The 15,603-nt window shown below is 61.9% G+C and carries 18 protein-coding genes; 6 read left to right on the top strand and 12 right to left on the bottom strand.

Annotated elements, in window-relative coordinates; genetic code table 11:
* The first annotated feature begins 5 nt into the window (after positions 1–5).
* The 5 genes from prfA (at position 6) to OU997_RS13950 (ending at position 4,215) form a co-directional block, all read left to right on the top strand.
* Complete coding sequence (gene prfA / locus OU997_RS13930; RefSeq protein WP_108487079.1) at positions 6–1,088, top strand: peptide chain release factor 1; 1,083 nt, start codon at positions 6–8, stop codon at positions 1,086–1,088.
* Between the two features lie 117 nt (positions 1,089–1,205).
* The gene (gene prmC, locus OU997_RS13935; protein ID WP_267807127.1) at positions 1,206–2,039 is read left to right on the top strand and encodes a peptide chain release factor N(5)-glutamine methyltransferase; all 834 of its coding nucleotides are present in this window, start codon (positions 1,206–1,208) and stop codon (positions 2,037–2,039) included.
* Positions 2,040–2,058: 19 nt separating this feature from the next.
* Positions 2,059–2,817: a molybdopterin-synthase adenylyltransferase MoeB gene (locus OU997_RS13940; protein WP_267809912.1), complete on the top strand. Its 759-nt coding sequence runs from the start codon at positions 2,059–2,061 to the stop codon at positions 2,815–2,817.
* Complete coding sequence (gene murI, locus OU997_RS13945) at positions 2,810–3,598, top strand: glutamate racemase (protein WP_267807128.1); 789 nt, start codon at positions 2,810–2,812, stop codon at positions 3,596–3,598. The genes OU997_RS13940 and murI overlap by 8 nt, the downstream gene beginning before the upstream one ends.
* Positions 3,599–3,699: 101 nt before the next feature.
* Positions 3,700–4,215 carry an acyloxyacyl hydrolase gene (locus OU997_RS13950; protein ID WP_267807129.1) on the top strand — a complete coding sequence of 172 codons (516 nt, stop codon included), beginning with the start codon at positions 3,700–3,702 and terminating at the stop codon, positions 4,213–4,215.
* 126 nt (positions 4,216–4,341) lie between these two features.
* Here the strand turns inward: OU997_RS13950 and OU997_RS13955 are convergent, their stop codons facing one another.
* The 12 genes from OU997_RS13955 to OU997_RS14010 all read right to left on the bottom strand — a co-directional run bounded on the left by OU997_RS13955 (position 4,342) and on the right by OU997_RS14010 (position 14,506).
* Positions 4,342–4,653: a YkgJ family cysteine cluster protein gene (locus tag OU997_RS13955; protein ID WP_267807131.1), complete on the bottom strand. Its 312-nt coding sequence runs from the start codon at positions 4,651–4,653 to the stop codon at positions 4,342–4,344.
* Positions 4,654–4,749: 96 nt separating this feature from the next.
* Positions 4,750–5,277 carry a DUF2878 domain-containing protein gene (locus OU997_RS13960; RefSeq protein WP_108487084.1) on the bottom strand — a complete coding sequence of 176 codons (528 nt, stop codon included), beginning with the start codon at positions 5,275–5,277 and terminating at the stop codon, positions 4,750–4,752.
* Positions 5,270–6,544 carry an SAM-dependent methyltransferase gene (locus tag OU997_RS13965; RefSeq protein WP_267807132.1) on the bottom strand — a complete coding sequence of 425 codons (1,275 nt, stop codon included), beginning with the start codon at positions 6,542–6,544 and terminating at the stop codon, positions 5,270–5,272. Before OU997_RS13965 ends, OU997_RS13960 begins: the two co-directional genes overlap by 8 nt.
* Positions 6,531–7,331 carry a DUF1365 domain-containing protein gene (locus OU997_RS13970; protein WP_108487127.1) on the bottom strand — a complete coding sequence of 267 codons (801 nt, stop codon included), beginning with the start codon at positions 7,329–7,331 and terminating at the stop codon, positions 6,531–6,533. The genes OU997_RS13965 and OU997_RS13970 overlap by 14 nt, the downstream gene beginning before the upstream one ends.
* 17 nt (positions 7,332–7,348) lie before the next feature.
* Entirely contained in the window at positions 7,349–8,596 is a 1,248-nt protein-coding gene (locus OU997_RS13975) for an NAD(P)/FAD-dependent oxidoreductase (RefSeq protein WP_267807133.1), read from the bottom strand.
* Positions 8,597–8,605: 9 nt separating this feature from the next.
* On the bottom strand, positions 8,606–9,373 hold the full coding sequence (locus OU997_RS13980) for an SDR family NAD(P)-dependent oxidoreductase (protein ID WP_108487087.1): 768 nt from the start codon (positions 9,371–9,373) through the stop codon (positions 8,606–8,608).
* Positions 9,370–9,792: a nuclear transport factor 2 family protein gene (locus OU997_RS13985; protein WP_108487088.1), complete on the bottom strand. Its 423-nt coding sequence runs from the start codon at positions 9,790–9,792 to the stop codon at positions 9,370–9,372. The genes OU997_RS13980 and OU997_RS13985 overlap by 4 nt, the downstream gene beginning before the upstream one ends.
* Positions 9,789–11,228 carry a deoxyribodipyrimidine photo-lyase gene (gene phrB / locus OU997_RS13990; protein ID WP_267809913.1) on the bottom strand — a complete coding sequence of 480 codons (1,440 nt, stop codon included), beginning with the start codon at positions 11,226–11,228 and terminating at the stop codon, positions 9,789–9,791. The genes OU997_RS13985 and phrB overlap by 4 nt, the downstream gene beginning before the upstream one ends.
* Positions 11,229–11,242: 14 nt before the next feature.
* Complete coding sequence (locus OU997_RS13995) at positions 11,243–12,184, bottom strand: MerR family transcriptional regulator (protein ID WP_267807135.1); 942 nt, start codon at positions 12,182–12,184, stop codon at positions 11,243–11,245.
* Complete coding sequence (locus OU997_RS14000; protein ID WP_267807138.1) at positions 12,181–13,146, bottom strand: YbgA family protein; 966 nt, start codon at positions 13,144–13,146, stop codon at positions 12,181–12,183. Before OU997_RS14000 ends, OU997_RS13995 begins: the two co-directional genes overlap by 4 nt.
* 125 nt (positions 13,147–13,271) lie before the next feature.
* Complete coding sequence (locus OU997_RS14005) at positions 13,272–13,517, bottom strand: TIGR02450 family Trp-rich protein (RefSeq protein WP_267807140.1); 246 nt, start codon at positions 13,515–13,517, stop codon at positions 13,272–13,274.
* Entirely contained in the window at positions 13,514–14,506 is a 993-nt protein-coding gene (locus OU997_RS14010) for an NAD(P)/FAD-dependent oxidoreductase (protein WP_108487092.1), read from the bottom strand. Before OU997_RS14010 ends, OU997_RS14005 begins: the two co-directional genes overlap by 4 nt.
* A 190-nt stretch (positions 14,507–14,696) precedes the next feature.
* Between OU997_RS14010 and OU997_RS14015 the strand changes: the two genes are divergently transcribed.
* The gene (locus OU997_RS14015) at positions 14,697–15,602 is read left to right on the top strand and encodes a TIGR01777 family oxidoreductase (protein ID WP_267807142.1); all 906 of its coding nucleotides are present in this window, start codon (positions 14,697–14,699) and stop codon (positions 15,600–15,602) included.
* Position 15,603: the final 1 nt, after the last annotated feature.

The following is a 15,603-nucleotide window of genomic DNA, read 5'->3' on the forward strand; positions in this document are numbered from 1 at the left end:
CTGCAATGAAAGCGTCACTGATCAACAAACTCGACCTGTTGCAGGATCGTTTCGAAGAGCTGACTGCCTTGCTCGGTGATGCTGACGTGATCAGCAATCAGCCGCAGTTTCGCGCCTATTCCAAGGAATACGCTGAGATTGAGCCGGTCTACCAGGCGTTCAGCGCCTTCCGTAAGGTGCAGGCAGATCTGGAAGGCGCCCAGGCGCTGCTCAAGGACAGCGACCCGGACATGCGTGAAATGGCCGAGGAAGAAGTCGCCGAAGCCAAGGCGCAATTGATCGAACTGGAAGCCACCTTGCAGCGCATGCTGCTGCCCAAAGACCCGAATGACGGCCGTAACGTGTTCCTCGAAGTGCGTGCCGGCACTGGTGGTGACGAGGCGGCGATCTTCTCCGGCGACCTGTTTCGCATGTATTCACGCTATGCCGAGAAGCAGGGCTGGCGCGTGGAAGTGCTGTCGGCCAGCGAAGGGGAGCATGGCGGCTATAAAGAAGTGATTGCCCGGGTTGAGGGCGACAACGTTTACGGCAAGCTCAAGTTCGAATCAGGCGCGCACCGCGTGCAACGTGTGCCGGAAACCGAATCTCAGGGCCGTATTCACACTTCGGCCTGTACCGTTGCGGTGTTGCCCGAGCCGGATGAGCAGATGGCTATCGACATCAACCCGGCGGACCTGCGTGTCGACACGTACCGCAGCTCCGGCGCGGGCGGTCAACACGTCAACACCACCGACTCGGCGATCCGCATCACCCACATTCCCACCGGTACCGTGGTGGAATGTCAGGAAGAGCGCTCGCAGCACAAGAACCGCGCCAAGGCTATGGCCTGGCTGGCGGCGAAACTCAAGGATCAGCAGGAAGCTGCCGCGCACAAGGAAATTTCCGACTCGCGCAAACTGCTGGTGGGCTCTGGTGACCGTTCCGAGCGCATTCGCACCTACAACTTCCCGCAGGGGAGGGTGACCGATCACCGCATCAACCTGACCCTGTATTCGCTGAACGAAGTGATTGCCGGCGGCGTCGAAGCGATTATCGAGCCACTGCTGGTCGAATATCAGGCTGATCAGTTGGCCGCGCTGGGCGATTGAGTGCTGTGGTGCGCACGGCGCACCCTACGCCGTACGCCACATAGGGTGGATGAGGATTTTTATCCAGCAGAAGCTTGCGGTGGATCGATAAAGCGCGAGCCGCCCCACGAGAACACTATGGTCACCATCGAATCCCTGCTCAATCACGCCGACCTGCCCGACTCGCCCACCCCACGGCTGGACGCCGAGTTGTTGCTCGCCCACGTCCTGGGAAAATCGCGCAGTTACCTGCATACCTGGCCGGAGCGCGCACTTGAGGCCGAGCAGATTGAGCGTTATCAGGCCGCGCTCGTTCGGCGTCAGGCCGGCGAGCCGGTGGCCTATATCCTTGGCCAGCAAGGCTTCTGGAGCCTGGAGTTGGAGGTTGCCCCGCATACCCTGATCCCAAGGCCGGATACCGAGTTGTTGGTGGAGACCGTGCTCGCGCTGCTGCCGGCCACACCGGCTGCGCTGCTTGATCTGGGCACCGGCACCGGTGCGATTGCCCTGGCGTTGGCCAGTGAGCGCCCGGCTTGGCGATTGACCGGTGTGGACCGTGTGCTTGAGGTGGTCGCCCTGGCTGAACGCAACCGCGCACGCCTTAAACTGGCCAATGCCAATTTTGTGCAGAGCCACTGGTTTAGTGCCCTGTCAGGCCAGCGCTATCAGTTGATTGTCAGCAATCCGCCCTATATCGCCGCCGATGACCGTCACCTGGCCGAAGGCGATGTGCGCTTCGAACCAAGCAGCGCACTGGTCGCCGGTGTGGATGGGTTGGACGATATTCGCCTGATCATCCAGCAGGCTCCGGGCTCTCTTGAACCCGGTGGTTGGTTGCTGTTGGAGCATGGCTTCGATCAGGCTGCGGCGGTACGTGAGCTGCTTAGCGCGCGTGGGTTTAGCGCTGTGGAAAGCCGGCGTGACTTGGGCGGCCATGAGCGTATCAGTCTGGGACGTTTCGAGAATGAGTGATGCCATGAGCCCGCATGACATGCTGAATGACGAGGAACTGCTGCGCTACAGCCGGCAGATCTTGTTGCAACAGATCGATATCGCCGGCCAGCTGCGCCTGAAAAACAGCCGCGTGCTGATCATCGGTCTCGGTGGTCTGGGTTCGCCGGTGGCACTGTATCTGGCGGCTGCGGGTGTCGGAGAGTTGCATCTGGCGGACTTCGATACGGTCGACCTGACCAATCTGCAACGGCAGATCGCCCACGACACCGCGAGCATCGGTCTGAGCAAGGTCGATTCGGCGAGCCAGCGTCTGTTGGCGATCAACCCACAGCTGCGCTTGCACACCCATCGCCAGGGTTTGGACTGCGATTCTCTGGCGGCTGCGGTTGCAGCGGTGCACCTGGTGCTGGATTGCTCGGACAACTTCAACACCCGCGAGGCGGTCAACGCCGCCTGTGTTGCGGCCAAGGTGCCGCTGGTCAGCGGTGCGGCGATCCGCCTGGAGGGCCAGCTGTCGGTGTTTGATCCGCGTTGTGACGACAGCCCGTGCTACCACTGCATTTACGGCCACGGCAGCGAAGCGGAGCTGACCTGCAGCGAAGCCGGTGTGGTCGGCCCGCTGGTCGGTGTGGTCGGCAGCCTGCAGGCGCTGGAGGCGCTGAAGCTGCTGGCGCAGTTCGGTGAGCCGCTGGTGGGGCGTTTGCTGCTGATTGATGCCCTTGGCAGCCGTTTCCGCGAGCTGCGGGTCAAACGTGATCCGGGCTGTAGCGTGTGTGGAGTGACCAGCGGTGAGTAACGCGCCGATTGGTGTGTTCGATTCCGGCGTCGGCGGTTTGTCGGTGTTGCGCGAAATTCGCGCGCTGTTGCCTCATGAGTCGTTGCTGTATGTGGCCGACAGCGGCCATGTGCCCTATGGCGAGAAAAGTCCGGAATTTATCCGCGAACGCTGCCGGGTGCTGGCCGAGTTTCTTTTGGCTCAGGGCGCCAAGGCGCTGGTGCTGGCCTGCAACACCGCCACGGTGGCAGGGGTGGCCGAGTTGCGTGAGTTGTATCCGCAGTTGCCCTTGGTGGGCATGGAGCCTGCAGTCAAGCCAGCGGCGGCTGCGACGCAATCCGGCGTGGTCGGCGTACTGGCCACCACCGGCACACTGAAGAGCGCCAAGTTCGCCGCCTTGCTCGACCGTTTTGCCAGCGATGTGCGGGTGATCACCCAGCCTTGCCCGGGGCTGGTCGAGCGGATTGAGGCCGGCGAGTTGGACACTCCTGCCACTCGCGAGCTGCTACAGGGTTTTGTTGCACCGCTGCTGGCCGAAGGCTGTGACACGCTGATTCTCGGTTGCACCCATTACCCCTTTATCAAACCGCTGCTGCGCAGCCTGGTGCCGGAGTCAATCAGCCTGGTCGACACCGGTGCGGCGGTGGCGCGCCAGGTTCAGCGCCTGCTGGCGGCGCGTGAGCTGCTGGCCACTGGACCGGCACAGCCCACGGCATTCTGGTCCAGTGCCGAGCCGGCAACCATGCAGCGGGTGCTGCCGCTGCTTTGGCACGAAGCCAGCCAGGTGCACTGTCTGCCCTGATGTGGCGGTACGCTGAATACTCTCTAAGCGGCTAAAGATTTCTATACTCTCAGGCGGCGTCTACAGACACCTCCGCTATTGGGCTGAACAAGGAAATTGCCATGAGAAAAGTCGTGACCTTGGCTGCGTTGCTGGCCTTGGCTTGGGGGCATGTGAGTGCAGTGCAGGCGATGGATGTAAGTGCGGCAGTTGGCCAGACGGGCGACTCGACCATGACTTACCGCCTGGGCACGCAGTTCGATTTCAACCAGAGCTGGTTTGCCAGTGATGTCGGTCGTCTAACGGGTTACTGGGATGCTGCGTATACCTACTGGGACGGGGATGAAACCTCCAGCAACCACAGCCTTTCGCTGAGTCCGGTGTTTGTTTACGAGTTTGCCGGCGGACGCTTCATACCCTATATCGAAGCCGGTATCGGCATTGCCGCGTTCAGCAGTACCGAGTTGGAAGACAACGACCTGGGCTCGTCTTTCCAGTTTGAAGACCGCATCGGTTTCGGTGTGCGTTTCGCCGGGCAGGAAGTCGGCGTGCGCGCCCTGCATTACTCCAACGCAGGGCTTAAACAGCCTAACGACGGGGTTGAGACTTATAGCCTGCATTACCGCATGAGTTTCTAGCGGTTTGAGCTGTTAAAAAGCCGGATTGTTATCCGGCTTTTTATGGCCTGCCATCCACAGCGCCAGCCCTTCGGAGCCATTGCTGCGCGACGTTAAAAATCGTTTCTGACGATTTTTTGTGCGTGCTTAGCGGTAGATGCTGTTCATGCCCTTGCGCTCATCCAGGCATTCCGGCGAGGCGGTTTCGAATTCGCGGCAGATCAGTGGGCGCACTTCGTAGATGGTGCAGCGCATGCTGTCGCGGTCCAGCGCGGCGCACCAGCCGTCGTCCAGGCGCAACATCACTTCGCCACCCCAGTCATCGGTGTCGATATAGCGCAGCGGCACGCCGGTGTCGGTGATCAGCATGACTTCCAGCTGACAGCAGCAGGCGGCGCAGTTGCTGCAGCTTACTGCGGGTTCATCCGCAAGTTGGGTATGGGGGATGTTCTGACTCATGCCGCGCAGTGTACGCCATCGGTGTTACTGCGGCGTCTGCTGTCGACGTAGGGTGGCTGGCGTTTTAGCCATCGAGCCCTGCGCTGAGCCTGTTTGTTACGCCGACTGGCGTGTCCGCAGGCTCTGTTCGTACTGGCTGCGGTAGAGCTTGGCGAAGCCGTGCAGCACGGGCATCACCAGCGCCCAGATAACGCCGATCAGCAGCAGGCTTGGCCAGGTGCCGTAGGGCAGATCGACGCCGGCAATCTGTGCGCCGCCATAATAGGACAGTGGTGCACCTATTGCGCCGAGCAGGCTGCCGCGCCACCAGGGTTGCGCGGTCCAGGCCAGGCAGTGGTTGAGCGTGGTGGCCATCAGCAGCCATAGGCTGGCCAGCCACAGCGGGATCAGCGTGCGCGGCTCGCCGAAGTCGAACACGCCGAGGTTGAGTAGGAAACTGTCCAGTGCGCTGCCGGCGAGAAACACCGTGATCAGCAGTTTGCCTTCCGCCGCCCAGCTGCTGGTCCACAGCAGATGTATCGCCAGCACCGCTGCGATAACCAGCAGCCACAGGCTGTCGCCGCCGAAGACGCAGGCAAACCAGCCAAGCTGAAACAGCAGGGTGTTGACGATCAACTTAGCCATCTAGGTTTCCTAACAGAGGAGCTGGGCGTGCGGCGGGTTTGGCCAGCAGCAATTGCGCGGTGCCGATGGTGCGCTCGATAAAGCCACCCTCGCAATAGCACAGGTAGAACTCCCACAGGCGGAAGAAGTAGTCGTCGTAACCCTGCTGTTCCAGCTTGTGCCGCGCCTGGCGCAGGTTGTCGTGCCAGATGCGCAGGGTGCGGGCGTAGTGCAGGCCGAAATCTTCCATGTGGTGCAGGTTCATATCGGTCTTGGCAGTGATGATTTCCAGCATCTTGTTTACCGAGGGCAGCGCGCCGCCGGGGAAGATATAGCGCTGGATAAAGTCCACGGCGTTTTTCGCCTGCTCATAACGCTGGTCACGGATGGTGATGGCCTGCAGCAGCATCAGGCCATCGGGTTTAAGCAGGCTGGCGCATTGCTCGAAGTAGGTGGGCAGGAAGCGATGGCCAACGGCTTCGATCATCTCGATCGACACCAGCTTGTCGTACTGCCCGGACAGATCGCGGTAGTCCTCCAGCAGCAGGGTGATCTGCCCCTGCAAACCCTGCTCGGCAATACGTTGCTGGGTGTAGGCGAATTGCTCGCGCGACAGGGTGGTGGTGGTGACCTTGCAGCCGTAGTGGGTGGCGGCGTAGATCGCCATGCTGCCCCAGCCTGTGCCGATTTCCAGCAGGTGGTCGCTGGGCTTGAGGGCAAGCTTCTGGCAGATACGTTCGAGCTTATTCAGCTGCGCCTGTTCCAGGCTGTCATCGGCGCTCTGGAACATCGCCGCCGAGTACATCATGGTCGGGTCGAGGAACTGCTCGAACAGCTCGTTGCCCAGGTCGTAATGCGCCGAGATGTTTTTGCGCGAGCCTTTACGGGTGTTGCGGTTGAGCCAGTGCAAGCCCTGGATCAACGGGCGGCCCAGCTGGGCCAGGCCGCTTTCCATGGCGTCGAGGACGTCGAGGTTGCTGACGAAGACGCGGATCACCGCGGTCAGGTCCGGGGTGGTCCAGTAGCCGTGGATATAGGCTTCGCCCGAGCCGATCGAGCCATTGCCGGCCACCAGTCCCCAGACCGCACCATCCTGCACCTGGATCTCGGCACAGAGGCTGGAGTGGACATCACCGAACTCCATGCGCTCATCGCCTTCGACGATCACCAGTTGGCCGTGGCGTAGCTGTTTCAGCTGGCGCAGCACCGCGCGGCGCAGCAGGCTGGCACCGATGCCGCTGCCGGCACGTACGGTGTGTTTTGCAGAAGCCAGGCTAGAGCTTTTCATGGGGGACTTCCTTTGATGCGGGGCGAGCGACGCGGAAATTACCTTCAGCGGCCCGGTGGGTGAACAGGGGAATGCGTTTGAGCAGTAGACGCAGGGCTTGCCAGTAAATGGCGGCCACGGTCTTACCGGTCATCCAGGGAAAGTTGATCAGGTAGCGGTGCAGGCTCGCGCGGTTGAGTGCGCTGCGCTGCAGACTGAGGCTGGCGTCGAAGAGTTTGTCCTCACCCTGCCAGTCAGCCATATGAATGCCCAGGCGTTCGCCAGCCGGGCTGAAGCTCATGCGGTATTCCAGCTCGCGCGGCAGAAAGGGCGAGACGTGAAACGCCTTTGCCACGGCAACGTGCTGATGCCCCTCGCCCTCGGCCGGCAAGACGTAGTGGTAGCGTTCGCGCCAGGGCGTGTTGCTCACTTCACAGAGAATCGCCGCCAGACGACCATCAGCCTCATGGCAGTAAAAGAAACTCGCCGGATTGAAACTCAGCCCCCAGCTGCGCGGCTGAGTCAGCAGGCAGATGGTACCCAGCGGCGTGCGCCCGAGAGCTTCTGTCACGCGCTGGCGCACGGCATCAATCAGGCGGATACCTGCACCGGTGAACTGCGGCAGGTAATCGGTTTCGCGAAAGGCAAAGGGCGCGAAGCGACCATGCCCAGCCAGGGGCGATAGCGCGAGCACGGCGTCCTGCTCGCTCAGGTCGAGGTAGAGCAGGCCCATGCGGTAGCGGAAGTTGTGCAGGCGTGGGGCAAAACGCCGGTGCTGCACCCAGCCGCTGTAGAGGGCGCTGTTCAGTGCCGTTGTGCTGTTCACTACAGCGCCTCACCGAATTCACGGGCTACGCGCAGCGCGCTGACCACGCCATCTTCGTGGAAACCATTGGCCCAGTAAGCACCACAAAAGTAGCTGTGGTTGGCACCGAGCAGTTCTTCCCAGCGCGCCTGTGCGGCCATGCCGGCCAGGCTGTATTGCGGGTGGGCGTAGGTGTAGCGCGCCAGGATTTTGTTTGGGTCGATGGCGGCGGTCTGGTTCAGGCTGACGCAGAAAGTCGTGTCGCTCTGGATGCCTTGCAGGATGTTCATGTCGTAGGTGACGGCGGCTGGCTGATCTACAGGGCCACCGAGGCGGTAGTTCCAGCTGGCCCAGGCCAGTGGCCGTTTCGGCAGCAGGCGGGTGTCAGTGTGCAGCACCACATCGTTGTCGGCATAGGGCAGCGCGCCGAGGATGGCCTGTTCGGAAGGCGTCGGCGCGGCCAGCAACGCCAGGGCCTGGTCGCTGTGGCAGGCAAACACCACTTTGTCGAAGCGCTCGCTACCGGCAGCGCTGTGCACGGTCACACCGTCGCCATCGCGTTCAACCCGGGTCACCGCGCAGTTCAGGCGGATCTGTTGCTTGAACGATTCGGTTAACGGCGCCACATAGCTGCTGGAGCCGCCTTCGATCACGCACCACTGCGGGCGGTCGCTGACCGATAGCAGGCCGTGGTTTTTGAAGAAGCGTACAAAGAACTGCAGCGGGAAACCGAGCATGTCATTCAGCGACATCGACCAGATCGCCGCGCCCATGGGCACGATGTAATGCTGGATAAAGCGCTCGCTGTAGCCATTGGCCTTGAGGTAATCGCCGAGGGTCATGTCACTGGCGATGCGCTGCAGGTTGAGGTCGTTCAGCGCTTCGCGGTTGAAGCGCAGGATGCCACGCACCATGCCCCAGAACTTTGGCGACACCAGGTTGCTGCGTTGGGCGAACAGGCTGTTGAGGTTGTGCCCGTTGTATTCCACGCCGCTTAGCGGGTCGCTGACCGAGAAACTCATCTCGGTGTCCTTGAAACCAACGCCGAGCTGGCTGAGCAGGCGGATAAAGTTCGGGTAGGTCCAGTCGTTGAACACAATAAAGCCGGTGTCCACGGCGTACCGCTGCCCGCTCACCTCAACATCAACGGTGTGGGTGTGGCCGCCGATCCAGTCGCTGGCCTCAAACACCGTGATCTCGTGACGGCGGTTGAGCAGGTAAGCACTGGTGAGGCCGGCAATGCCGCTGCCGATAATGGCAATTTTCATGGGCTGTCCTTAGGTCTTGGCTTCGGTGCGGGCCATGCGGGCGCCGAGGGCGACCTGCAGGCCTTTGGGCAAGCGCCCGAGTAGTTTGAGAATGGCAATAAACGGGCCAGGGAAAGCGATTTCAAAGGGCTGCTGATCCAGGCGTTGAGCAATGTAGGCGGCGGCTTTGTCCACCGGCCAGCGCATGGGCATGGGGAAGTCGTTTTTCTGTGTCAGCGGGGTGTCGACAAAACCGGGGCTGACCAGGGTGACGGCAATTTTTTCCGCATGCAGATCGATGCGCAGTGCTTCAAGCAGGTAGCGCATGGCGGCTTTCGACGCGCCGTAGGCTTCGGCGCGCGGCAGTGGCATAAACGTCACTGAACTGCCGACCCCCACCAGATGCGGACGATTGCCCTGGCGCAGCAGGGGCAGGGCGGCTTCGATGCAGTAGCTGGCAGAGAGCAGGTTGGCGCGCATCACCCGTTCGACCATCGCCGCCTCAAAGGTACGCACTTCAACGTATTCGCAGGTGCCGGCATTGAGGATGGCGCAGTCCAGCGCGCCCCAGACCTGGGCAATGTGCTCGCCGATGCTGCGCACTTGCGCGGCATCACTGAGGTCGCCGGCCACCACCAGCACTTGCTGTGGGTAGCGCTTGGCCAAGGCTTGTAATGGTTCGAGGCTGCGGGCACTGAGGGCCAGGCGGTGGCCTTGTTCGAGCAATTGTTCGGCCAGGGCCGCGCCGATGCCACTGCTGGCGCCGGTGAGCCAGATGCGCCGTGCGTTCGCGTTCATGCCAACCTCCGTTTCAGCCAGCGAATTGCTGAGCCGAGTAAGGGCAGGTGCTCGTAGAGCAGGCTGCCGGCGTCGAAATAGTCACGGTGACGATAGACCTTGTCCTGCCACAGCAGGTGCGAACAGCCTTCCACGCGGATCAGTTGCCCGCCAGCCAGGCGTGGGTGGCGGTAGCTCATGGTCCAGCGCAGGTAGCCTTCGCCGTCGCGCACCTGGTCAAAACCGTAGAAGTCAAAGCGCAGTTCGCTGACGTTAGCGTACATCTCGCCGAAGTAGCGCTGCATATTGGCCAGGCCGCGCACCTCATGCAGCGGGTCGCAGAACAATGCGTCATCGCTGTACAGCTGGCCCAGGCGGTCGAGATTGTCCTTGTTCAGCCCGGCAAAGTCCTGGGCGAACTGTCGCAGAAAATCGCTCATAGGGCCTCCTCGCCGGCAAAGTGCGGCAGACTCTTGAATGCAGTCAGGGCACGCGTGCGGCTTTTGCTCAGGTCGACAATGGGCGTGGGGTAGTCGGCGATGCCGAACAGTCCACCCATGGCGGCCGGGTTATGAATATTGTTTTTGTTCAGACCGATCAGCTCCGGCAGCCACTGGCGGATAAAACGCCCGTCCGGATCGAATTTCTGCGACTGGCTGAGCGGGTTGAAGATGCGGAAATATGGCGCCGAATCGGTGCCGGTCGATGAGCTCCATTGCCAGCCGCCGTTGTTGGCTGCCAGGTCGCCATCGATCAGGTGGCGCATAAAGAAACGCTCACCTTCGCGCCAGTCGATCAGCAGGTTCTTGGTCAGAAACATCGCCACGATCATGCGCAGGCGGTTGTGCATCCAGCCGGTGGCCAGCAGCTGGCGCATGGCCGCATCGACAATCGGGAAACCGGTGCGGCCCTGTTGCCAGGCTTTGAGCTCCAGCGGTGCATCACGCCAGGCCACGGCCTCGGTTTCCGGGCGGAAGGCGCGGTGCATGGATACACGTGGGTAGCCCACCAGGATGTGCTTGTAAAACTCACGCCAAAGCAGCTCGTTGATCCAGGTGATGACTCCGATATGGCCGCTGTCGAACTCGCCTTGATTGACCGCCAGTGCGGCGTGCAGGCATTGGCGTGGCGAGATCACTCCGGCGGCCAGGTAAGCGGACAGCTGGCTGGTGCCGGGCTGCGCAGGGAAGTCGCGGGCGCTCTGGTAGAGGTCGATCTGTTGCGCCGCGAAATCATCCAGGCGTCGTGCGGCTTCGGTCTCACCGGCCGGCCACAATGCACGCAGGGCCGCAGGGGGTAGAGCAAACCCGTTGACGTGTTCAGGTATGGCATCACGCTGAATCGCCAGCGGCGCCTGCGCCTTGGGTGTCGCGATCAGCGCGGGCAGGGCGCTGTGCAGGCGTTGATAGCAGACCTTGCGGAACTGGCTGTAGACCTGAAAATAACTGCCGGATTTGGTCAGCACGCTGCCGGGCTTAAAGAACAGTTGATCCAGGTGGCTGTGAAAAGTCACTCCCAGACCATCAAGCGTTTGCGCCACGGTCTGGTCGCGGCGGCTTTCATGCACGCCGTATTCTTCATTGACCTGCACGCTGCCGATCTGCAGCTGCTGGCATAACTCACCGATCACCTGCGGCGCGGCGCTCCAATCGTCGGCCTCACGCACCAGCAGCGGCACGTTGAGCTTGCCCAGTTCGGCGCTCAGCGCCTGGAGGTTGCGCAGCCAGAAGTCGACCTTGCTCGGCGCGTCATCATGGGCCAACCACTGGCCGGGGCTGAGCAGGAACAGCGCCACAGTCGGGCCGCTGCGCATGGCGGCCGCCAGGGCGCTGTTGTCCTGTACCCGCAGGTCGGTGCGGAACCACATCAATTGCAGCATGTTGAATCCTGTCAGCTGTGCAGCAGGTTGAGATCACTGAGGCTGTGCAGGGCGGCCAGTGGGTCGGCGGCCAGGCTCAGTTCGGCATTCTGTGCGGTGATGCTTTGCAGCTCGTCGGCGTGGATCTGCACCACTTGCCCGACCAGCAGGCAGGGGCAGTCGTAACCGCCGAGCAGGCGTTGCAGGTGGGTGCTGTTCAGCGCCTGGCTGGAATACAGCAACACCGCACGCGGCTGGATGTGTTCAACCGCCAGTGCCAGTTCGGTGGGCGGCAGTGGCCAGTCGAAAACGTCCACCGGGCTGCCGGCGCTGCTCGCCAGCCATGCCGTGAGCCACAGGCCGGGGGCCATCGGCAGGTCGGAAACGTTGATCAGCAGCAGTGGCGCACCGTTGTACTGGCGATTGTTGTGGTACAGGCGGGCGCCGAGTTTGCTGCGCAGCCAGGAGTAGAAGAACACCCGCTCGGCCTGCGCGCCGAACTGGTTGCGCCAGCGCAGGTCAAGCTCGCTGAGCAGCGGCAGCAGCAGTTGCTGGCACAGAGTATGCGGCGGATAGAGCGCCAGCTCGCTGTTGAAACAGTCGTCCAGGCGTCGCTCGTTGAGGTTGCAGACGGCTTCCTGCAACTGCTGACGCTTGCTTTCCCATTGCGAACTGGCTTCGGCGAAGGCCGGCTGATTGGAACGCAGCAGCCCTTTGACCTGACTCACTGACACGCCACGGCCCAGCCAGGTGAGAATCGCTTGGATACGGGTGACATGTTCATCGGAATACAGGCGATGGCCCTTGGGCGTGCGGTGCGGCACGATCAGCCCATAGCGACGCTCCCAGGCGCGCAGGGTGACAGCGTTGACTCCGGTGATGCGCGCCACATCGCGAATCGGCATAAAGCCCTGGGCGATCGCGGCCTGGTAATCGTCGGCGGCCAGGCCGTCAGTGATCGGTTCAAGGCTCATAGGGCATTTCGCAGGCTGAGGTTTTCCGGGTGCGGCTGCAGGTAGACCTGCTGCGCGATGTAACGGTCCGGGTGACGACGGAAGTGGTGCTTGAGCAGGGTCATAGGCACCACCAGCGGCACCACGCCATGGCGGTACTGGCCGATCAGTTGCTGCATTTCCTGTTTCTCTTCGCTGCTCAGGGATTGTTTGAGGTAACCGCTGAGGTGCTGCAGCACGTTGCTGTGGGTGCGGCGGGTGGCACAGCTTTTCAACGCGCTCATCAGCTCGCTGAAGTAGCGCGGTGCTAGCTCGTTCAGGTCCTGCTGGCCCAGGTTCCCGAGCATGCGCCCGAGCAGTTTGTACTGCACCGGATTGGTGGCCATCAGCAGGTATTTGTAGCGTGAGTGGAAGTCGATCAGGTTTTTGCGCGTCAAACCATCACGCAGCAGCTGTTGCCATTGTGCGTAGGCAAACACGCGGGTGATGAAATTCTCGCGCAGGATCGGGTCGTTCAGGCGGCCATCTTCCTCCACCGGTAGGTTGGGGTGGCGGGCGCAGAAGGCCTGGGCAAAGACACCGCGGCCCGGCTCGCTGGGGCGACCATTGTCCTGGTAGACCTTGACCCGGTGCAGGCCGCAGGACGGCGACTGCTGCATAAAGATGTAGCCGCAGATGTCGGTCAGCTCACCGGCCATGCGTTCACCATAAGCGGTCAGCGGGGCTGTGACATCCACTGTACGATTGACCGTGCCGACGGCGCGAGGCGCTTGCGGATCGCCAACCAGCCGGATTGGCTCACGCGGCGTGCCCATGCCGATGGCCACTTCCGGGCACACCGGGGCGAAGTCGAAATGCTCGCTGAGGATGCGGCTGCACAGGCGCGATTCCTTATGCCCGCCGTTGTAGCGCACTTCATTGCCCAGCAGGCAAGCACTGATCCCCAGTTTGGGTTTGGCGGCGGCGTTGGCGGATGGGCTCATGGGCAACCTCTGACTTACGACTTGTACAGATCCTGGTGGATGTACAACTTAAGTTCATCATAGGTTTGTAATTGTACAAGTCAATGTTTTTGTACAACTACTGTATGGCTTTGTGTGTAAGGGTGTTACGTCCAGCCCATGCGCCAATGTTCGGGGTTTTCCAGTGCACGCCAGTCCAGACGCTGGCAGCGCTGATTGAGCACGGCCTGCAGTTCGATCTGCAACACCGTGCCGTCTTCGTCACAGAACAGCTCGGTGACGAGAAAGTGCTTTTCGCGATTCTGCGGCTGCGTTGCGGTCCATTTCGACAGCAACAGCTTGCGCGGGTTAAGCCGATGCTTGGCTGGTGTTTTGTGCGCATGCGCGGTCATTGCAGGTGCTCAAGCAGGCGGCGGGCTGCTTCCTGGCCGCTGAGCCAGGCGCCTTCAACCCGACCGGACAGGCACCAGTCGCCGCAGGCATAGATGCCCAGGTCGGCATCGGCCAATACGCCCCACTGGTGGGCGCTGGCGGGGCGGGCGTAGAGCCAGCGGTGCGCCAGGCTGAAGGCCGGGGCGGGTACGGCACAGCCGATCAGTTCGGCAAAGACACCGAGCAGCTGTTCGATGACGGCTTCCTTGGGCAGATCCAAGTGCTGCTTGGTCCACTGGCTGGTGGCATGCAACACCCAGGTGTCGAGTTGGGTGTCACGACCGGGTTTGTTGCGGTTACGGGCCAGCCAGTCGAGCGGACTGTCTTGCACGAAGCAACCTTCGACGCGGGTTTCCAGCGGACTGTTGAAGGCCAGGGCGACGGCCCAGGTTGGGTCCATCATCACGCTGGCGGCGGCGCCGGCGAGTTTCGGTACGCTGGACAGCAGTGCGGTGGCTTGCGGCGCCGGGGTGGCGACAATGACATGACTGAAGGGGCCGTGGCTGTTGCCTTCAGCGTCCTGTAGGTGCCAGTGCTGCTCGCCGCGAAACACTTCGGTGATGCGGCAGGAGAAGGCCACGGGTAGTGCGCCGAGCAGGGCGCGGGTGATCGCACTCATGCGCGGGCTGCCGACCCAGCGCACTTGCTCATCCGGTGAGGCGCTGAGCTGGCCGTTGCTGAAGTTGTAGAGGCTGGGGGTCCATTCAGCGACCCAGCCTCGCGTCTGCCATTGCTGCACCACCTCGACAAAGCGGCGGTCACGGGCGGTGAAATACTGCGCGCCAAGGTCCAGCGCGCCGGCATCACTGCGTTTGCTGGCCATGCGGCCGCCACTGCCGCGACTCTTATCGAACAGTTGGACGGGGTGTCCGGCGGCATGCAGTGCCTGGGCGGCAGACAGCCCGGCGATGCCGGTGCCGATGATGGCGATGGGGTGTAGAGCGGTCATGGTCTACCTCGTGTTTTCAAGCGTTAGGCTACGCTTTAGACAAAAGCTATACAATATTGTTTTTGTGTATAAGCTATGTCGGAGTTGATCCTGCCTTTCTATAGTTAAGACAACCTGCAGCCGGATTGAAGCCACACAGGCACAAATCAGTCGGCGGCGATTTATCCGGTGCATACATGAGGGCAAGCGCATGCACATTCTTCTGACCGGTGGAACCGGCTTGATCGGGCGCGCACTCTGTCGGTACTGGTTGCAACAGGGCCACCAGCTGACGGTCTGGAGCCGCAGGCCCGAGCAGGTCGGTGCCCTGTGTGGCCAAGCGGTGCGTGGTATTGCTCAGCTTGATGAGTTGGCTGAAGAACCATTGGATGCCGTGGTCAATCTGGCTGGTGCGCCGATTGCCGATCGTCCCTGGACGTGCAAGCGCAAGGCGCTGTTGTGGGCTAGCCGGATCGGCCTGACCGAAGAACTGCTGGCCTGGCTGGAAAGCCGCGCGCACAAGCCCCAGGTGTTGCTGTCCGGCTCGGCGGTAGGCTGGTACGGCGACGGTGGCGAGCGCGAGCTGCATGAAGATTCGCCGCCGGTGAGTGAGGATTTCGCTGCGCAGTTGTGTGGCGCCTGGGAAGAGACCGCCTTGCGCGCTGAGGAGCTGGGCATCCGTGTGGTGCTACTGCGCACCGGACTGGTGCTGGCCCGTGATGGCGGGCTGCTCAAGCGTCTGTTGCTGCCGTTCAAGCTCGGTTTAGGCGGCCCGCTGGGCAATGGCCGGCAGTGGATGCCGTGGATTCATCTCAGCGATCAAATCGCCCTGATTGATTTTCTCCTGCAGCAGGACTCGGCTCGCGGTCCTTATAATGCCTGTGCGCCGACGCCTGAGCGTAATCACGCCTTTAGCCAGGCCTTGGGCCGTGCGTTGCATCGGCCGGCCTTTATGCCGGCTCCGGCGTTTGCCTTGCGCACGCTGTTGGGGGAACTGTCGGTGCTGCTGCTCGGTGGTCAGCGCGCGATGCCGACACGCTTGCAGGCGGCGGGTTTCAGTTTTCGTTTTACTCATTTGGATGTAGCCCTGGCAGATTTGCTGGGTCAACCGGACTAGG

The organism is Pseudomonas sp. SL4(2022), from assembly GCF_026625725.1.
In the GTDB taxonomy this organism is placed as follows: Bacteria; Pseudomonadota; Gammaproteobacteria; order Pseudomonadales; family Pseudomonadaceae; genus Aquipseudomonas.

Coding starts and splice junctions, on each gene's coding strand:
- prfA (WP_108487079.1), top strand. CDS start 6: ATGAAAGCGTCACTGATCAACAAACTCGACCTGTTGCAGGATCGTTTC.
- prmC (WP_267807127.1), top strand. CDS start 1,206: ATGGTCACCATCGAATCCCTGCTCAATCACGCCGACCTGCCCGACTCG.
- OU997_RS13940 (WP_267809912.1), top strand. CDS start 2,059: ATGCTGAATGACGAGGAACTGCTGCGCTACAGCCGGCAGATCTTGTTG.
- OU997_RS13950 (WP_267807129.1), top strand. CDS start 3,700: ATGAGAAAAGTCGTGACCTTGGCTGCGTTGCTGGCCTTGGCTTGGGGG.
- OU997_RS13955 (WP_267807131.1), bottom strand. CDS start 4,653: ATGAGTCAGAACATCCCCCATACCCAACTTGCGGATGAACCCGCAGTA.
- OU997_RS13960 (WP_108487084.1), bottom strand. CDS start 5,277: ATGGCTAAGTTGATCGTCAACACCCTGCTGTTTCAGCTTGGCTGGTTT.
- OU997_RS13965 (WP_267807132.1), bottom strand. CDS start 6,544: ATGAAAAGCTCTAGCCTGGCTTCTGCAAAACACACCGTACGTGCCGGC.
- OU997_RS13975 (WP_267807133.1), bottom strand. CDS start 8,596: ATGAAAATTGCCATTATCGGCAGCGGCATTGCCGGCCTCACCAGTGCT.
- OU997_RS13980 (WP_108487087.1), bottom strand. CDS start 9,373: ATGAACGCGAACGCACGGCGCATCTGGCTCACCGGCGCCAGCAGTGGC.
- OU997_RS13985 (WP_108487088.1), bottom strand. CDS start 9,792: ATGAGCGATTTTCTGCGACAGTTCGCCCAGGACTTTGCCGGGCTGAAC.
- OU997_RS13995 (WP_267807135.1), bottom strand. CDS start 12,184: ATGAGCCTTGAACCGATCACTGACGGCCTGGCCGCCGACGATTACCAG.
- OU997_RS14000 (WP_267807138.1), bottom strand. CDS start 13,146: ATGAGCCCATCCGCCAACGCCGCCGCCAAACCCAAACTGGGGATCAGT.
- OU997_RS14005 (WP_267807140.1), bottom strand. CDS start 13,517: ATGACCGCGCATGCGCACAAAACACCAGCCAAGCATCGGCTTAACCCG.
- OU997_RS14010 (WP_108487092.1), bottom strand. CDS start 14,506: ATGACCGCTCTACACCCCATCGCCATCATCGGCACCGGCATCGCCGGG.
- OU997_RS14015 (WP_267807142.1), top strand. CDS start 14,697: ATGCACATTCTTCTGACCGGTGGAACCGGCTTGATCGGGCGCGCACTC.